We start from the raw sequence: 17,715 nt of genomic DNA on the forward strand, positions 1-17,715 counted from the left end.
ATTTGACAGCCATTCAACACGAAAAAGGATTTTCACAATGTCTATTCTCATTAACAAAGACACCAAGGTAATTACCCAGGGTATTACTGGTAAAACTGGTCAGTTCCACACGCGCATGTGCCGTGAATATGCCAACGGCAATAACTGTTTCGTAGCGGGTGTGAACCCGAAGAAAGCCGGCGAGGACTTCGAAGGCGTGCCTATTTATGGCACCGTGGCCGATGCCAAAAAGCAAACTGGCGCCAATGCCTCAGTTATTTATGTACCGCCTCCCTTCGCGGCTGCTGCCATTTGGGAAGCAGTCGAAGCCGATCTGGACCTGGTGATTTGTATCACCGAAGGCATTCCTGTTCGCGACATGATCGAAGTACGCGATCGCATGCGTCGTGAAGGCCGTAAAACAATCGTAGTAGGTCCAAACTGCCCAGGCGTAATCACACCTGATGAAATCAAGATCGGCATCATGCCCGGCCACATTCACAAGAAGGGTCGTATTGGTGTTGTATCCCGCTCAGGTACCCTGACTTACGAAGCGGTGGGTCAGTTGAGTGAGTTGGGCTTGGGCCAGTCCACTGCCGTGGGTATTGGCGGCGATCCCGTGAATGGATTGAAGCACATTGATGTCATGCGCATGTTCAATGATGATCCTGACACAGATGCTGTAGTCATGATTGGCGAAATTGGCGGTAGCGATGAGGAAGAAGCTGCGTTGTGGGTCAAGGACAATATGACCAAGCCAGTGGTTGGTTTCATTGCTGGTGTCACAGCGCCCCCCGGGAAGCGTATGGGCCATGCAGGTGCCATTATCTCTGGCGGTAAAGGTACAGCTCAGGAAAAACTGGCCATTATGGAAGAGTGCGGTATCACTGTGACCAAAGACCCCTCGGTCATGGGTCAATTGCTGAAAAAGGCAATCGGCGCCTAAGAGTCTGCACTGGGTCTCAATGGCCAACTACGCAAACCCCACTGTTCACCCTGAATGGTGGGTTTTTTGTTTTTAACCCTAGCGGGGGTACTTCGCGCAGGCTGAACACCGAAGAATGGTCTCTCAACACCACTTTTCGATGTGAGGAATGCGACGATGATTACTCCAAAAACCTTTACCCGAAGCAAGATTTCGAAGGGTTTTACCCTGATCGAATTGATGATTGGCATTGCAATTATTGGCGTGCTGTCTGCCATCGCAATTCCAGCGTTTCAGGATTATCTGAATCGCTCCAAGGTTACAGAACTAATAAATTTGGCGCAGGCCTGTAAAACAGGGATTGTCGAGTTCGCCGCCTCAACGAGTAAATGGCCAACAAATGGTGCTCAAGCGGGTTGCCAGACGGGTACTGGTACTGCGATAAGCTCTAAGTATGCAGATAATTTGATTGTTCGAAATAATGGCGTTATTGAGGTGAGTTTCAAGGCAAAGGAAGTCGCCGATTCAATTGTTGATGGGCATTACATTCGTCTCAGGCCGGTGCTGGCAAATGGGACGACTAACCAAACTGATGCGACTCAGCCCATTAGCCAGTGGCGTTGCCTGACGAATGTGGGTGTTGAAAATTACCGATATTTACCCGCGACCTGTCGTAACAACGGTTGATCTTTATCGTGAATTGAAATCACTCTTGCCACCACGTTTTTCAACAAGTTTGGTTTGAGTCATCACCATGCCTTTGTCTATCGCTTTAAGCATGTCGTAAATGGTCAGAAGCCCTACCTGAACACCGGTCAGGGCTTCCATTTCAACGCCGGTTTTACCCGCTGTTTGCGCTGTGCAGGTGCAGTGCACCTCGCACAGTTCATCGTTTAGTTCAAATTCAACAGCCAATCGAGTCAGGGGTAGTGGGTGGCAAAGTGGAATTAGATCAGAAGTTCGTTTGGCACCCTGAATTGCAGCAATCCGTGCCACTCCCAGCACATCACCCTTCTTGGCTGTCCCCGATTTCAAAACAGCGTAAGCCTCGCGGCCCAATTGTATGGTCCCTGTGGCCACCGCTTTGCGTTCTGTCTCGCTTTTGCCGCCCACATCGACCATGTGTGCATTGCCTTCCTGGTCAAAATGCGTGAGTCCGTTCATTGTTGTAATCCCCTGCTAACTGATTTTCCAAACTTCAATGGTGCCTGCTGCATTTACCTAAATTTACCCATGGAAACGCAACGCAAAGCCCGAAGTTGATTGAACTTGTTTTTCATCGCGCTATCATACCCAGACTATCACCGTAAAAAGCCCATGATGCGTCTTGATTTTCGGAAAAGTGTTGCGAGTGTGCTGTGCAGTACCCTGTTGCTGTCATCCTTGATTTCGCCTGTTGCGCATGCCGATGGCTTGAACAACTTGCCCAGTTTGGGCGATGCAGGCGGAGCAGAGCTGTCCGTTCAGGACGAGCGCCGTTTGGGTGCGCTGATCATGAAAGATTATCGTGCCTTCGGCGCAGTGAACACCGATCTTGAAATCACTGCGTACATCAGTAGGTTGGGCAATAAAATTGTTCAAGCTGCATCTGAATCTCCTTCCAATTTTGAGTTTTTCCTGGTCACAGATAAATCGGTCAATGCATTCGCTATGCCTGGTGGCTACATCGGCGTGCACACGGGTTTAATTGCTGCGTCGCAAACCGAGTCAGAATTGGCCTCGGTGTTGGCACACGAAGTAGGGCACGTTACCCAACGTCACATTGCACGCCGTTTTGGCCAACAAAAGCAGGCCAGCCTGGTCGCCACCGCGGCCTTGATCGCCGCCTTGCTGGTCGCCGGCTCCAACCCCCAAGCGGCCTCTGGTTTGATGGCTGCGGGTGCCGGGTACTCCATCGATCAGCAATTGGCTTTTTCCCGGGATGCGGAACGCGAAGCTGATCGGGTCGGTTTTCTAACGCTTCAACAAGCTGGATTTGACACCCAGGGTATGGTGGATTTTTTCGGACGTTTGCAAACAGCTTCCCGACTGTATGAAAACAACGCGCCCTCCTATTTGCGCACGCACCCCCTGACCACCGAGCGAATTGCTGACATCCGAAATCGGGCTGGCCTGGAAAGCGGTTCAAATCGTACCCGGAACCAGTCGAGTCTGGAATTTGAATTGATCAGGGTCAAATCAATCGTATTTGCAGAGCGCAGTAACCAGCAATTGCTTGATCGTCTGCGTACTTTCGAGTCGCCCAACGAGCAGGAAGGTGTTAAAGACCCAGTTGCTTTGACCTATGGACGTTCTTTGGTTCTGAATTCAATGGGTAAAAAGCAAGAGGCTCTTGCCGCCAGTGAAAAAGCAATTGAGTTGTTCAAGGCTGGGCAATCGGTGGTCAAGAAAACCGAAGTGCCACAGCTGCTGCAAAGTCAGCGCATTCGAATGGCCATGGATGTCAATTTGCCTTTGGCCTCTGCACCCATGGATCAGCGACCCGTCAGGGAGCGCTCCGCACTGAATACGCAGGAAAGAGCCCTGCTCGGGCAGCTGACCGCATTGCGCAATGATTTCAAAAGTGAAATGTCGATTCGCTTGCTGTATGCAGAGGGCTTGCAACGCTTGGGCTTGTTTGCTGAATCAGATGCCTACTTGAAAGAGTTGTCTCAAGCTTATCGTTCAGTGCCAGAGGTATTCGATTTGCTCGCGCAAAGTGCCTTGGCGCTACGCCAGCCTGCGGAACATCACATGGCGTTGGCGCAGTCTTACAATGCCCGTCAAGCGTATTTGCCAGCCATTGAACAGGCTGAAATTGCCAAGCGTTATGCCAAGGACAATTATTATTTGTTAGCGGAAATTGATGCCAAACAACGCGAATACAAGCGCAAGGCTGACGCAGAGCGTGAATTCGCGAAATTCGGCAATTAATTGACGGGCAAAGCCAAATCAGCCTTTGTGATAATCACTGACCCGCTGCACTTCATTGGCCGAACCCAGCATAACCGCGCAGCGCTGGTGCAAATCTGTGGGTTGAATGTCCAGAATGCGCTGAGTGGCATCAAAGCTTTTGCCGCCCGCTTGTTCCACAAGCATACTCATCGGGTTGGCTTCGTACATCAGGCGCAGTTTGCCCGGTTTGCCGGGATCGCGCAGGTCTTTGGGGTACATGAAAATGCCGCCCCGGGTTAGTACACGGTGCACATCAGCCACCATGGAGGCAATCCAGCGCATGTTGAAGTCTTTGCCGCGTGCGCCGGTTTTCCCTTCCAGCAATTCAGCAATATAACGTTGCACTGGTGCATACCAGTGGCGCTGATTTGACATATTGATGGCAAATTCCTTCGTGTCTTCGGGAATGTCCATGCTCTCACTGGTTTGAATATATTCACCTGCTTCACGATCGAGAGTAAAGGCCACCACGCCCTTGCCAAATGTCAGCACCAGTGATGTTTGCGGGCCATACACCACATAGCCTGCTGCCAATTGCTCAGTTCCAGCCTGAAGGAAGCTTTCATTGGTAATTTCGCCCACATCGGGGTTGGGTAGCACTGAAAAAATGGTACCGATCGACACATTCACGTCAATATTGCTGGAGCCATCCAATGGATCGAACAGCACAAGGAATGGGCGATCTGAATGTCCGGGAACCGGAGAGCAATCATCCAGCTCCTCGGATGCCATGCCAGCCACCACACCAGTGGCGCCCAGCGCATCCAGAATCATGTCATTGGCAATAATGTCGAGTTTCTTTTGGGTTTCACCTTGTACGTTTTCCGAACCTGCACTACCCAACACACCGCCCAGCGCGCCTTTGTGAACCGCCGCGGAAATGGATTGCGACACTTCGGCAATTGCCGAGATCAACACACCCATGTGCGCGTCGGCATGGTGTTCAAGGTATTGCGCCAAATTCATGCTCATTCTTGTCCTCTGTTCAATTCAAAATTAATGGGTGGCCGCATCCAGCGCTTTGCCGATCACTTCCCGTACATCGGGCGACAGCTGGTCTGTCTTGAAAATTCGCTCCAGCTGTTCTCTGGCTTTCTCCTGCAACGCGGGCACCAGTTTGGTCCAGCGGTCTAGGCCACGTGCCATGCGCGCAGCCACTTGCGGGTTAATGGTATTCAATTCGATCACCAGGTCTGCCCACAGCGAATAGCCTTCACCCGAATGTGAGTGAAACACGCTTGGGTTCTGCATTGCAAAAGCAGCCAGAAGTGAACGTGCGCGATTTGGATTTTTAAGCGTAAATGAGGGATGCTTCAACAATGCACGCACTGTATTCAGGGTGTTGACGCTTTCATTGCTGGCGGGCACTGTGGCTTGCAACATGAACCATTTGTCCACGGCCAGCGCTTCGTTTCTGAAGCGGTCAAAGAACTCTGAAAGTTCCGCTGGATTGGCTGGCCCATTGTGCACAATGTTGCTCAGCGACGCCATGCGGTCAGTCATATTGTTCGAGGCTGCGTACTGCGTCTTGGCGACAATCAGTTCGTCATCACCACCTGCAGCCACCAGATAAGCCAAGGCCACATTTTTCAATGCACGCTGGCTTGCAGCCACCGCGTTGTAGTCGTATGGTTGCCCGGGTGTGTGGCGCGTTTCGTAAATTTCGTTGAACTCGGCCCCAAAGGTACAGGCCAGCAAATCGCGCAGCGTGGTGCGTGCAAAATGCATGGCGACAGGGTCGACCAAGCCATCAAATGCCTCAAGCAAGGTTCCTTCACTGGGCAATTGCAAGGCCAAAGCCAGAAAGCCGTCCGACAATTGCCTGTCATTCAACAGGTTACCCACAATTTGTACGGCCGCCTGCGTATTTGAACTGTCGGTTTGTCCGCGTTGCAAGTAGATATCCAGAATGGCTTTGCCGTATACCTTTTGGCAGGCATCCCAGCGATTGAAAGGGTCGTTGTCGTGTCCGGCCAAAAAGATCAAATCATCTGTGTTGTGCGCAGTTTGCAGCATCACCGGTGCGGAAAATCCGCGCAGTAGTGAAGGCACCACCGGTTTGTCCAGTCCGGTGAATACAAATGTTTGCTCTGCTTCGGTGAAGTCCAGTACATCGCCATGAAGTGCGCCTGGCTGGCCGACCAGCTTCAATGGCATGTCTAGTCCGCTCGCTTGATCGACAAAACCCAGTTTCACCGGAATGTGAAAAGCTGGTTTCTTGCTCTGCCCCGGGGTCGGGCGGCAATGTTGCTTTAGCGTCAGTTCCAGTTTGTCTTCTGTTTGTTTCCAGCTGGCAAACACTTCCGGGGTTCCAGCTTGGGAATACCAATGGCGAAACTGTTTCAAATCCAGTTCGGGATGGTCTTCTTGCAGTGCCGTTTCCATGGCGCTGACAAAATCTTCACAGGTCACAGCTTGACCATCGTGGCGTTCAAAATAAATTTTCATGCCGCGCTGAAACAAATGTTCGCCCAGCAGCGTGTGCTGCATGCGAATCACTTCTGCACCTTTTTCATACACGGTGACCGTGTAAAAATTGTTGATTTCCTGATAACTGTCTGGCCGGATCGGGTGGGCCATGGGCCCAGCGTCTTCCGGAAACTGTGCGGCGCGTAGCACTTTCACATCTTCAATTCGCTTAACGGCGCGGGCAGAGTCTGCCTGTGCTTCGTCCAGCCCATCGGCCATCATGTCCGCTGAAAACTCTTGGTCGCGAAACACGGTTAAACCTTCCTTCAACGACAGTTGAAACCAGTCACGGCAGGTGACCCGGTTGCCGGTCCAATTGTGGAAGTATTCGTGGCCCACCACGCTTTCTACATTTTCAAAGTCAACGTCAGTGGCCAGTTCAGGGTTGGCGAATACAAACTTGGTATTGAAAATATTCAGTCCCTTGTTCTCCATCGCACCCATATTGAAATCAGCTGTGGCCACGATCATGAAGCGGTCTAAATCCAGATCAAGGTCAAAACGTGCGCGGTCCCAGTCAATGGACTTTTTCAGGCTTTGCATGGCAAAGTCGGTTTTATCGAGGTTGCCCGGCTCCACCCACACTTGTAACAATGCAGGCTTGCCATCGCCTTTTTGTACGGTTTCTTCCTGGCACACAAAGCGGCCAGCGACCAAGGCAAACAGGTAAGCAGGTTTCAGGAAGGGATCTTCCCAGCGCGTCATGTGCAAGCCTTCACCCAACTGCTTTTCTTCTAGCAAGTTGCCATTGGACAAACTGACTGGATGAGTGGCCTCGTTCGCAATCAGTGTGACGGTGAATTGGCTGAGAACATCGGGGCGATCAGGAAAGTAGGTAATACGCCTGAATCCCTGCGCCTCGCACTGCGTAAAGAAGTTGCCGTTGGATACGTACAGACCTTCCAGTCGAGTGTTTTGATCGGGTTGAATGTGAACTGTAATCTCAAGAAAACCTGCACGACCTGGGTTGTGAATGCTCAAGCCCGTGGGGCTCTGGGTGTAATGCTCTGGGTCGAGTTTCTCGCCGTTAAGCAGTACCATTTCCAGCTCCAGATCTTCCCCATCCAGTTCAAGAGGCACGTTATCTGGGGTGCTTTCATCCCAGCTCTGAAACTGCAAGCGGCTTGCCACCTTGGTGCGCGAAGGGTTTAGCGTGAAGGTCAAATCAGTCTGACTGATTTTGTAGTTCGGCGCTGTGTAGTCTTTGCGATAAAAGGTGATGGGTGCTTGTGCGTCTCTCATGCCGGGAAATCCTTTTTTACTGCTTAGTGGTCGTGGCCGCAATCGGGGCCGTGTTTGTGCTCATGCGCATGACCGTGCTCGTGGCTGTGACCATGATCGTGGTCACAACAGTCGTGGTGTTTGATCTCAGGCACCACAATTTCCAGCATTGGTGCAGTCAACGTGCCGAACTTCAGTTCGAAGTGTTCCAGCATGTGCATGCATTCATGGCTGGCCACAATGCGAGCACCTGTGTCATTCAGTTGCACTGGCCAGAAATTCAAGCCAGCCACGTGCAGAAATTCTTCAAAACCTTTCTGGCCGCGGGCTATCTCAAACAGTTCTTCTTGCGCGGCTGCAACAACAGCCCACTCATTGGTGTTGGACACCAGTTTGTCGCCCACTTCAACCGTGTCGTGCAGGTGGCAAATCAGTGTGCTGCCATCGGTGGCCTTCACATCGTGAGGTACTTCCTGGCGCTCATCAAATGTCAGTTCAATCGTTTTGGCATTGCGCAGCAGCACCGAGGCCACTTTGTGGTTGGCTTTCACCAATTTGTTGTACACCACATCGTGGTTGTGACCGCAATCGTGGCCGTGTTCGTGTTCGTGTTCATGACCATGGTCATGGTCGTGTGAATGATCTGCGCTCATGGCATGTCCTTAATTCGGTTAGTCTCGGAAGTTTTCGAAACCCAACGGTGTTTCTGTCACTTTCTGTTTCAGCAAGGCAATTGCACTTTGCAAGTCGTCGCGCTTGGCACCTTGAATTCGCACCGTGTCGCCCTGAATACTGGCTTGCACCTTCATCTTGCTGTCTTTGATTTCCTTCACTACCTGCTTGGCCAAGTCTTTGTCCAATCCGTTTTTCACGGTCACGGTCTGCTTGATTTTGTCGCCAGACATTTTTTCTTTCTTGTCAAAGGTCAGAAAGCGAACATCTACATTGCGTTTGGCGCATTTGTTGCGAATAATCTCCGCGACTTGCTCCAGTTTGAAGTCATCGTCGGCGTACACCATGATGGTGTTTTCGTTTAATTCCACCTTGGAATCCGACCCCTTGAAATCAAAGCGGGTACCAATTTCCTTGTTCACCTGATCAACCGCATTGCGCAATTCGATCAAGTCCGGTTTGCAGACCACATCAAAAGACGGCATAGTTCATTCCTTCAAGCATAATGCCTCATTGTAATCGCTAGACCATCCCCTATGTCAGCCCACACTGTCACCCACAGCGTCGATCTGCAACCCTTGCACACCTTTGGTTTGCCAGCCCGTGCCCGCGAGTTGCGTTTGCTGGCCAATACAGCTGATTTGCTGGCTTTTGCCCGCGCCAGGCAAGAGCAAAAAGATTTTTTGTTGTTGGGCGAAGGCAGCAACACGGTGTTTACCACCCCACAAGTGGACGCCACGGTGTGGAAGGTGGCCTTGCTGGGGCGTCAATACCTGGGTTGTGATGGGGTTCATCACCATCTGCGAGTGCAAGCAGGTGAAAATTGGCATCACACTGTAGAGTGGACTGTAGCCATGGGCTGGGGGGGGCTGGAAAACCTGGCTTTGATTCCTGGTTGTGTGGGAGCAAGCCCTGTGCAAAACATCGGAGCATATGGGGTGGAGCTGAAAGATCGGGTGTCCGCAGTACATGCATTTGATCTGGACACACAATCGGCACGAATTTTCTCGTTGGATGAATGTGAGTTTGCCTATCGCGACAGCGTTTTCAAGCATGCGCAACTCGGTCGCTGTGTCATAACCGCAGTCGATTTCGCTTTGCCAGTTCAGTGGCAACCCGTACTGGGCTACGGCGACGTTGCTCGGCGAGTTTCCGATTTGGGCGCTTTAAGTCCCTTGAATTTATTAAAGGCGATCAGTGCCATTCGCACTGAGAAGCTTCCTGATCCCGCCGTGTTGGGAAACAGTGGAAGTTTTTTCAAAAATCCGATTGTAGACACTGCACAGGCTCAGGCCCTGATTCAGCAATATCCGAATTTGGTTAATTACCCGGCTGACCATGGAAAAGTAAAGCTTGCGGCTGGGTGGTTAATTGAGCAGTGTGGCTTGAAAGGCCATGTGCTGGGCGGTGTGGGTGTTTACAGCAAGCAGGCCTTGATTTTGGTGAATTTGGGTTCTGGAACTGGCAGCGACTTGTTGCAACTTGTTCAGCATGTGCAATCCAGTGTTCAGCGCAAATTTGGTGTATTGATCGAACCCGAACCCAATTTGATTCAAGCATAAAAAAACCGCCACATTGGGTGGCGGTTCTTAAATTGAATTCACAACCGATTGATTACTTAGCCGCGTTTCAATTTTGCGTTGGCGGCAATCCGCATGCGCAGGGCGTTTAACTTGATAAAACCACCTGCATCGGCTTGGTTGTAAGCACCGCCATCTTCATCGAATGTCGCGATATTCTGATCGAACAGCGAATCGGTTTTCGAGTCACGGGCCACCACAATCACGTTGCCTTTGTAAAGCTTAATGCGCACCCAACCGTTCACTGTGCTTTGGGTGTGATCGATCAGGGTTTGCAGCGCCACACGCTCTGGCGCCCACCAGTAACCGTTGTAAATCATGCTTGCATAGCGGGGCATCAAGTCGTCCTTCAGGTGGGCCACTTCGCGGTCCAGCGTGATGGATTCAATGGCACGGTGTGCTTTCAACATAATGGTGCCACCCGGGGTTTCGTAGCAGCCACGGCTTTTCATGCCCACGTAGCGGTTTTCAACCAGGTCAAGGCGACCAATACCGTGTTTGCCGCCCAAGCGGTTCAACTCGGTCAGCACTGTGGCTGGGCTCATTTTCTTGTCGTTCAGGGCAACAATGTCGCCTTTCTCGTATTCGATATCCAGGTACTCAGCTTCATCGGGTGCCGCTTCGGGGCTGACTGTCCAGCGCCACATGGCTTCCTCGGCTTCCGCACTTGGGTTTTCCAGGTGGCGGCCTTCAAAGCTGATGTGCAGCAGGTTGGCATCCATGGAGTAGGGCGCACCGCCTTTCTTGTGCTTCATGTCGATTTCAATGCCAGCGTCTTCTGCGTACTTCAGCAGTTTTTCGCGGCTTAGCAAATCCCATTCACGCCAAGGCGCGATAATTTTTACGCCGGGCATCAGCGCATAAGCACCCAGTTCGAAACGAACCTGGTCATTGCCTTTGCCGGTTGCACCGTGGGAAATGGCATCTGCGCCAGTTTCACGTGCAATGTCGATCAATCGCTTGGCGATCAACGGGCGAGCAATCGAGGTGCCCAGCAGGTACTCGCCTTCGTACACGGTGTTGGCACGGAACATTGGAAATACGAAGTCGCGTACGAATTCTTCGCGCACGTCATCGATGTAAATGTTCTCGGGTTTGATGCCAAACTTCAGCGCTTTTTGGCGCGCAGGTTCAAGTTCTTCACCTTGGCCCAAATCGGCCGTGAATGTCACGATTTCGCAACCGTAGGTGTCTTGCAGCCATTTCAAGATGACTGAGGTGTCCAAACCGCCTGAATAGGCCAGTACTACTTTATTAATATCGCTCATGGTTCTCGATTCAAAAAGGGTTGTTACAGGTCCGCTTACTTGCGGCCCAACAAAAGGAATTCCATCAAGGCTTTTTGCGTATGCAGGCGGTTCTCTGCCTCATCCCACACCACACTTTTGGGCCCGTCAATCACTTCGGCCGCCACTTCCTCGCCCCGGTGGGCGGGCAGGCAGTGCATAAACAGTGCCTCCGGGTTGGCCACATCCATCATTTCAGTGTCTACCTGAAAGTCAGCAAACGCGCGGCGGCGCGCCTTGTTCTCATTCTCAAAGCCCATGCTGGTCCACACGTCGGTGGTTACCAAGTCAGCGCCTTTGCAGGCGTCCATCGGGTCTTCGAACCACTCATGGTGGGTACCCTTGATATTGGTTTTAGCCGGGTCGATGTTGTAGTCGCTGGGTGTGGAAATATTGACTTTGAAGTCCAGCAATTCCGCAGCTTGTAGCCAGGTGGCACACATATTATTGCCATCGCCCACCCACGCCACTGTCTTGCCTTGAATGCTGCCGCGGTGCTCAATGAATGTAAAAATATCCGCCAGAATCTGGCAAGGATGGTATTCATTGGTTAGCCCGTTGATCACCGGCACACGGCTGTTGGCAGCAAAACGTTCGATAATTTCTTGCTCGTAAGTGCGGATCATTACAATGTCGCACATGCGTGAAATCACCTGTGCAGCGTCTTCCACCGGTTCACCGCGACCCAATTGGGAGTCTTTCGTGTTCAGGTAAATGGCCGACCCGCCCAGCTGGTGCATGCCCGCTTCAAAGCTCAGGCGCGTGCGCGTGGATGCTTTCTCGAAAATCATCACCAGTGTGCGGTCTTGCAGCGGATAGTAAGGCTCATAACGCTTGAATCGCGCCTTCACGTCGCGCGACGATTGCATCAGGTATTCGAACTCATCTTTACTGATGTCGTTGAATTGCAAAAAATGTTTGATAGGCATTTTTGTAGACCGGCTTGCCTGGCAGGCCGGTTCCTCCTTATGCGGATTGTTCAAGAAACGCTTTAATCAATGGGGCCAATTCCATGGCCAGTGTTTCTGCTTCTTCTTTTTTAATCACCAATGGTGGCAACAAGCGCACCACATTGTCTCGGGTCACGTTGATAATCAAACCTTTGTCGCGTGCAATGGCAACCAGTTCACCGCAAGGCTTCCACAATTCAACACCCACCATCAGACCGCGTCCGCGAATGTCTTTTACACCAGCAATACCTGCCAGCTCGCGTGACAAAACGGCACGAATCAGTTGCCCCATTTGTTCGGCATGTTCCAGCAGACCATCCTCTTCCATGATCTGAATGGTTGCCAGGGCGGCGACTGAAACCAAGGGGCCACCACCAAAAGTGGTGCCGTGGGTTCCGGGTGTGAATACGTCAGCTGCCGGACCAGCGGCAAGGCAGGCTCCAATGGGCACACCCGATCCAAGCCCTTTGGCCAAGGTAATCACATCAGGCTGAATACCCGCATGCTGATAACCAAACCACTTTCCAGTACGTCCAATTCCGCTCTGCACCTCGTCAATCATCAGAAGCCAGCCTTTGGCCGTACACAGCTTGCGCAACGCCTGAAGGTATTCCGTATCAGCCACATTAATGCCGCCTTCGCCTTGCAGCACTTCCAGCAATACGGCTTGAATTTCCGGATGTTCGTCAGCGGCCTGTTCAATGGCTGCAAAGTTTTTATACGGCACGCGTACAAATCCGCCCGGCAAGTCGCCAAAACCCACTTTGGCTTTCGGGCTGTCGGTTGCAGCAAGCGTTGCCAGTGTGCGGCCATGCCAGGCGCGGTCCATCACAATGATTTTCGCGTTCTCAATGCCCTTTTTGTGGCCGTAGTATTTCGCCAGTTTGATGGCTGCTTCGTTGGCCTCTGCGCCTGAATTACAGAAAAAAGCTTCCTGCATGCCAGAAATTTCGCACAGGCGGTCGGCCAGTTCAGCCTGTTCCACAATGCCGTACAGGTTCGAGGTGTGAATCAGTTTGCCAGCTTGTTCCGCGATCGCTTTGACCAGTTTTGGGTGATTGTGCCCCAAACCGTTTACCGCGATACCGGAAAGACCATCCAGGTACTTTTTTCCATCAGTGGACCACAGCCAGGCGCCGTCACCGTGTGTGAAGGCAATAGGCTGGCGGGCGTAGGTTTTCATCAAGTGGTCTGTCACGGTAAAACTCTCTATCAGCAGTGTTCAGGCAAAACGCGGGCTCTAAAAACAAACGCAGCCAATCGGTCGACGTGCGGCTGCGTTATGCAAAGCGAAATTGTACGATGAATCAAGGCTTAAGGGCTAGTCTTGCCGGTGAGCCCGGGTCCTAAATTCATCAAGATCAGAAGGTAAATGCTTGGCTCTCAAGTATTCATGGGCAACTACGGACAAGCACTCGTAGCTGGGCAAGGGAAACGCTCTGCCCGAGGTCCGAATATTGTCAATTTTCATCGAATCGACATTGTCTCGACTCATGAGCGGCTCTCCGGGTGCCAGTTCCATCAAAAACGCCTGGGCTTTTGCCGCAACATCTGGAATACCGAATATCAGCGGATTCTTGCCCACTGCACGGGCCGAAAGCCTCACCAACTCTTTGAGCGTGAATATCTCGGTGCCGACCAGGTCATAGGTGTTGTGCAGCGTGTCCTTGCCCTGGTCCTCTACACATGCAAATACAGCTTTGGCGACATCACTGACGGACACCGGTTGAAAACGGGCGTCCGCGCCAGCCAATGGAATGAAAGGCGCAATCTTTGCAAGTGAGGCAAAGGTGTTCAAAAACTTGTCTTCACGACCAAACACAACCGAGGGTCGAAGAATTGTCCAGGCCAATCCGCTGTCTTTGACTACGGCTTCACCATCTGTCTTTGAGCGAAGATACATGGATGGTGCAGGGTTTTGTACGCCCACACCCAGCGCGCTAATGTGGACGATGCGCTTTGCACCATGCTTTGACATCGCTGTACACAACGCTTTTGGAAATTCAACATGATTGACCCGAAAGTTCTGGCCATACGGTTTACCCGGTTTGCTGTGAAGCACGCCCAGTAAATTCACGACGATGTCTTGCCCTGAGACAAGGCGACCCAAGGTGGCGCGGTCATGAATATTCGCTTCAACAATTTGACAAGTGGGCAGGGTCAGCAAATGCTTCGCCTTGTCATAGCGACGGGTAGGCACTGTAATTCGGTAACCCGATTTGGCCAGTTGATTACAAACAGCCTGGCCCAGAAAGCCCGAACCACCGATTACCAATACATTTTTCGTTTTACTCATAGCAACAGCATCAACCTAATTACTTGGATCCGTAGATGATACCCAGTCTTTGTTTCAAAGGGGTCGAGGCATTGTTCAACAGCAGGGAATAAGCCACCGTATTGGACATCACGTTCTTCACATAACCCCGGGTTTCATCAAAAGGAATCAACTCTGCAAAAATGGCCCCTTCAATTTGCCTGTCACCCAGGCGGCGTTTCCACAGGGAAGGGCGGCTTGGCCCCGCGTTGTACCCAGCCGAAGCCAGTACGGGTGACTGGTCGTGCTGCTCGAATACCATTTTCAGGTAACTGGTACCCAAGGTCAGGTTGGTTTCAATTTCGGTGATATCAGTTGGTTTGAAGTCGGACAAACCGATTTTCTTCGCTACATACTTGGCGGTGGCTGGCATTACCTGCATCAAACCACTGGCACCCACGCCAGAACGGGCAATGGTTACAAAGCGGGATTCTTGGCGAATCAAGCCGTACACCCACGATTCATCCACACCAATTTCCTTGGTTTTCGCTCGCATATTGTCGCGAAACGGCGTCAGGTAGCGCAAACCCAAGTCATGTTCAGCTTCGGTTCGGTCTGCGGCCGCAATCGCGCGGTCATACAACTGGTTACGTTCAGCCCAAGTGGCAGCAGCAAGTAATTGCCGGTCGTTCATTTGCGCAACTTGCAGGTTGAACTCCCAGAATCCCTCTGTACGCAAGCCCGCATCGTAAAGCGCAAGTGAGCGTGCTAGGCCCGGGTGTTTTTTTGTCCAATCCAGCTCTGCAGCACTCAACAATTCGGGTCGCTTGGGTGCTGTAACCGTATCTCCCAGTTCTTCGTGAGCCAGTTTTCCATAAAAAGAAAACGGACTGCTGGCTTTGATCCATTCTTGTCTGGCCTCCACCAATTTGCCTGACTGTGCCATAGCGCGTCCGCGCCAGTAGGTCCAGGCCCGGTCTTCTTTCACGTTAGGGCTCATCTCATTGGTGGCCTGAAGCACTGCATTCCAGTCTTCTAAAAGAAGTGCGGCGCGCACTTTCCATTCCTGTTGTTCCTGGCTCATCACGTCAGGGTTACTGCGCTTGAAGTAATTCAGGGCGTTTCTGTCCCACACCAGGCCGGCACGGTACCCAACGTGTGCCCATAACCATTGTTCCGAGCTTGGTGAAAGTTTGCTTTGGTAGTTTTCTGCAATTTGTCGTGCCACTCGTTCGTGGTCATCGACAGCTTTTCTGGCCAGTGCGCCTGTCAAATAAAGGTCAGTGTCCGTAGAGCGACTTGGAGATTTAAGATACTTGTCGGAATTGAAAATAGCCTCCCTCAAAGTTTGGCTATCAATTGCTTTGCCCCAAGCGGTGTCGTTGAATTCTTCAACGAACTTGATCGAATTTGTCAGCTGGTTTGCAGCCACCATTTGCAACACATGGCGATCCAGGTCCTGCGCGCTAACGCCTCCGCGCTTGTAAAGATTTTTCAATAACACCCGGCATGTTTTGGGCAAGCGTTTGTCAAACCCCAGTACAGCATCCAGTTTGTATCTCACCAACTGACCCTGCTCGGCGGAGTACATCAAGTCGGCACACTCAACCCCTTGATCTGGGCGATAACGCAAGTGTTGTCGCTGTTCCGCATAATCGGTCCATTGGGCGGTACGCGCAAGTTGCTCCAGCCAGTCGCGTCGTAGCGTTTCAGCAGGCCAACTGTTGTCGTGTTTGTTCAGCAACGGCAAAATTTCAGATTTATTCCATACCAATTCCTGGTCAGGGAATTGCTTCTCCACACCTTTCTGAAAAAAGCGAAACTGCCAAATGTCCACGTAGGGTCTAAATATGCTTTTTTGCGGCAGGTCGGCGGCCAAGCGGTTAAACTTGTCATACGCGCCATCGGCATACGCAGATTTGATTTGTTTGATCAACTCTGAATCACTTTCCTTGCTGGCCAAAGCGGGTTGAAATGCCATAGCGCCCAATACAAACAAGGGTAGCGAAATCCAACGTGAAATGTGGTGAGAAATTGTCATTGTTCCTGTCATGAAAAGATCATTGCGGCAAAGTGCGTTGGCCTATCGAAATCAGCTGCAGCTTGATGAAAGCCATGCGCTGAGCCAAGACATCTCGATTTCTGTCTCAACTCTACTCCAAACATTCCAGCCTTGCACTGTGGGTCTGTTCTATCCCACGCGCGGCGAGCCGAATGTACTGGGCATCATGAATAATTTGGCCCTTAATGCCTTTTTATGGGCCTTGCCAGTGTGTTGCGAGTCCCCAACAGAACATTTTTTGCAGTTCGCGCAGTTTGCTCCCGACCTGGAATTGGAAGTTGGTCGATACGATATACCGGTTCCAAAATCCAAGTCCTGGGTTCAGCCTTCTGTCTTGATTGTTCCATGTCTCGCCTTTCACAGGAAAGGTGCCAGACTGGGATATGGCGCAGGTTGGTATGACCGCACTTTGAGTCAAATGTCGCACAAGCCCCTGGTAGTCGGTGTTGCCTACGCTTCGACTGAATCCACGTATGACTTTTCAGAAAAGCATGATGTGCTGCTCGATTATATTGCTACTGAGCGAGAGCTGATTTCCACTCGCTCAGGGTGTTCTCAATAGCCGATTTGATCCAGAACGGACAACGTTGGTTGTGCATTGTTCATGGTGTAAAAGTGCAGACCGGGGGCACCTTCCTTAATTAGTTGTTCGCACAGGTTCGACACGACCTCCAGCCCGAACGCGCGAATTGACTCTCGATCGTCACCAAAATGTTGTAATCGGGTGCGCATCCATCGCGGAATTTCTGCACCGCAAGCGTCAGAAAAACGGGCAAGTTGACTGAAATTCGTGATCGGCATAATGCCAGGGATCAGCGGTATTGAAACGCGATGCTGAACCTGATCACGGAAATACAAAAAAGCATCCACATTGAAGAAATATTGCGTAATCGCTGAATTTGCACCGCAATTCACTTTGTGTACAAATGCATCCACATCGGCTGCTGGGCTTTTTGCTTGTGGGTGTGTTTCTGGATAAGCGGCTACCTCGATAAAGAAATGATCGCCTGTTTCCTGTCGAATAAACTCCACCAACTCGCTCGCATAGCGAAACGAGCCTGTCTCCAACATGCCAGAGGGCAAGTCTCCACGAAGCGCGACGATACGCTTGATTCCGTTTTCTTTGTATTGTTTCAGCAAAGCGGCTACTTTCTCTTTGGATGAGCCGACGCACGACAGATGTGGCGCCGCCTCTTCGCCTGAAGCCTTGATTTCCAGCACAGTTGAAAGTGTTCCGTCCTGGGTTGTACCACCGGCACCGAAGGTTACCGAAAAAAACTCGGGTTTTCGTTCAGACAGTTTTTCACGCGTAGCGCGCAATTTCTCTGCGCCTTCATCTGTTTTCGCGGGGAAAAACTCAAAGCTGATATTCATCATGGTGTG

16 protein-coding genes are annotated in these 17,715 nt (G+C 51.4%); 5 read left to right on the plus strand and 11 right to left on the minus strand.

Annotation, left to right across the window (positions count from 1 at the left end):
* Nucleotides 1-37: 37 nt before the first annotated feature.
* Nucleotides 38-925, plus strand: coding sequence for a succinate--CoA ligase subunit alpha (gene sucD / locus ACVL1J_RS11315; protein ID WP_341236238.1), 888 nt, complete (start codon nucleotides 38-40; stop codon nucleotides 923-925).
* A 156-nt stretch (nucleotides 926-1,081) separates the two neighbouring features.
* Entirely contained in the window at nucleotides 1,082-1,591 is a 510-nt protein-coding gene (locus ACVL1J_RS11320; RefSeq protein ID WP_341236237.1) for a pilin, read from the plus strand.
* A 3-nt stretch (nucleotides 1,592-1,594) separates the two neighbouring features.
* Here the strand turns inward: ACVL1J_RS11320 and moaC are convergent, their stop codons facing one another.
* Nucleotides 1,595-2,068, minus strand: coding sequence for a cyclic pyranopterin monophosphate synthase MoaC (moaC, locus tag ACVL1J_RS11325; RefSeq protein ID WP_341236236.1), 474 nt, complete (start codon nucleotides 2,066-2,068; stop codon nucleotides 1,595-1,597).
* Nucleotides 2,069-2,221: 153 nt separating this feature from the next.
* Here moaC and ACVL1J_RS11330 point away from each other — a divergent pair, with 153 nt between their 5' ends.
* Complete coding sequence (locus ACVL1J_RS11330) at nucleotides 2,222-3,817, plus strand: M48 family metallopeptidase (protein WP_491665341.1); 1,596 nt, start codon at nucleotides 2,222-2,224, stop codon at nucleotides 3,815-3,817.
* A gap of 18 nt (nucleotides 3,818-3,835) precedes the next feature.
* Here the strand turns inward: ACVL1J_RS11330 and ACVL1J_RS11335 are convergent, their stop codons facing one another.
* From ACVL1J_RS11335 to ACVL1J_RS11350, 4 genes are read right to left on the minus strand one after another with little or no spacing between them, the layout of a single operon-like run.
* On the minus strand, nucleotides 3,836-4,804 hold the full coding sequence (locus ACVL1J_RS11335) for a class 1 fructose-bisphosphatase (RefSeq protein WP_201301436.1): 969 nt from the start codon (nucleotides 4,802-4,804) through the stop codon (nucleotides 3,836-3,838).
* A 30-nt stretch (nucleotides 4,805-4,834) separates the two neighbouring features.
* Nucleotides 4,835-7,549 (minus strand): aminopeptidase N, encoded by a 2,715-nt coding sequence (gene pepN / locus ACVL1J_RS11340; RefSeq protein WP_341236234.1) that lies wholly within the window; start codon nucleotides 7,547-7,549, stop codon nucleotides 4,835-4,837.
* Nucleotides 7,550-7,572: 23 nt separating this feature from the next.
* Entirely contained in the window at nucleotides 7,573-8,181 is a 609-nt protein-coding gene (locus ACVL1J_RS11345) for an urease accessory protein UreE (protein ID WP_341236233.1), read from the minus strand.
* An 18-nt stretch (nucleotides 8,182-8,199) separates the two neighbouring features.
* The gene (locus ACVL1J_RS11350; protein WP_159568346.1) at nucleotides 8,200-8,685 is read right to left on the minus strand and encodes a YajQ family cyclic di-GMP-binding protein; all 486 of its coding nucleotides are present in this window, start codon (nucleotides 8,683-8,685) and stop codon (nucleotides 8,200-8,202) included.
* 51 nt (nucleotides 8,686-8,736) lie between these two features.
* On the opposite strand from ACVL1J_RS11350, the gene murB reads away from it, so the two are divergent.
* Complete coding sequence (gene murB / locus ACVL1J_RS11355; protein ID WP_341237808.1) at nucleotides 8,737-9,762, plus strand: UDP-N-acetylmuramate dehydrogenase; 1,026 nt, start codon at nucleotides 8,737-8,739, stop codon at nucleotides 9,760-9,762.
* 56 nt (nucleotides 9,763-9,818) lie between these two features.
* Here murB and ACVL1J_RS11360 read toward each other — a convergent pair whose 3' ends face one another.
* From ACVL1J_RS11360 to ACVL1J_RS11380, 5 genes are all read right to left on the minus strand, one after another.
* The gene (locus tag ACVL1J_RS11360) at nucleotides 9,819-11,048 is read right to left on the minus strand and encodes an argininosuccinate synthase (protein WP_159568348.1); all 1,230 of its coding nucleotides are present in this window, start codon (nucleotides 11,046-11,048) and stop codon (nucleotides 9,819-9,821) included.
* Between the two features lie 35 nt (nucleotides 11,049-11,083).
* Nucleotides 11,084-11,995, minus strand: coding sequence for an ornithine carbamoyltransferase (gene argF / locus ACVL1J_RS11365; RefSeq protein WP_008252656.1), 912 nt, complete (start codon nucleotides 11,993-11,995; stop codon nucleotides 11,084-11,086).
* Nucleotides 11,996-12,032: 37 nt separating this feature from the next.
* Nucleotides 12,033-13,214 (minus strand): aspartate aminotransferase family protein, encoded by a 1,182-nt coding sequence (locus ACVL1J_RS11370; RefSeq protein ID WP_371717133.1) that lies wholly within the window; start codon nucleotides 13,212-13,214, stop codon nucleotides 12,033-12,035.
* Nucleotides 13,215-13,337: 123 nt separating this feature from the next.
* On the minus strand, nucleotides 13,338-14,312 hold the full coding sequence (locus ACVL1J_RS11375; RefSeq protein WP_159568350.1) for a complex I NDUFA9 subunit family protein: 975 nt from the start codon (nucleotides 14,310-14,312) through the stop codon (nucleotides 13,338-13,340).
* A gap of 19 nt (nucleotides 14,313-14,331) precedes the next feature.
* Entirely contained in the window at nucleotides 14,332-16,323 is a 1,992-nt protein-coding gene (locus ACVL1J_RS11380) for a lytic transglycosylase domain-containing protein (RefSeq protein WP_491665342.1), read from the minus strand.
* Here ACVL1J_RS11380 and ACVL1J_RS11385 point away from each other — a divergent pair.
* Nucleotides 16,322-16,894: a 5-formyltetrahydrofolate cyclo-ligase gene (locus ACVL1J_RS11385; protein ID WP_341237806.1), complete on the plus strand. Its 573-nt coding sequence runs from the start codon at nucleotides 16,322-16,324 to the stop codon at nucleotides 16,892-16,894. The two genes, ACVL1J_RS11380 and ACVL1J_RS11385, sit on opposite strands and share 2 nt — an antisense overlap.
* Here the strand turns inward: ACVL1J_RS11385 and metF are convergent.
* Nucleotides 16,888-17,709, minus strand: coding sequence for a methylenetetrahydrofolate reductase [NAD(P)H] (gene metF / locus ACVL1J_RS11390; RefSeq protein ID WP_159569573.1), 822 nt, complete (start codon nucleotides 17,707-17,709; stop codon nucleotides 16,888-16,890). The two genes, ACVL1J_RS11385 and metF, sit on opposite strands and share 7 nt — an antisense overlap.
* Nucleotides 17,710-17,715 lie beyond the last annotated feature (6 nt).

The sequence above is a fragment of the Limnobacter sp. G6BE5S genome, from assembly GCF_058448965.1.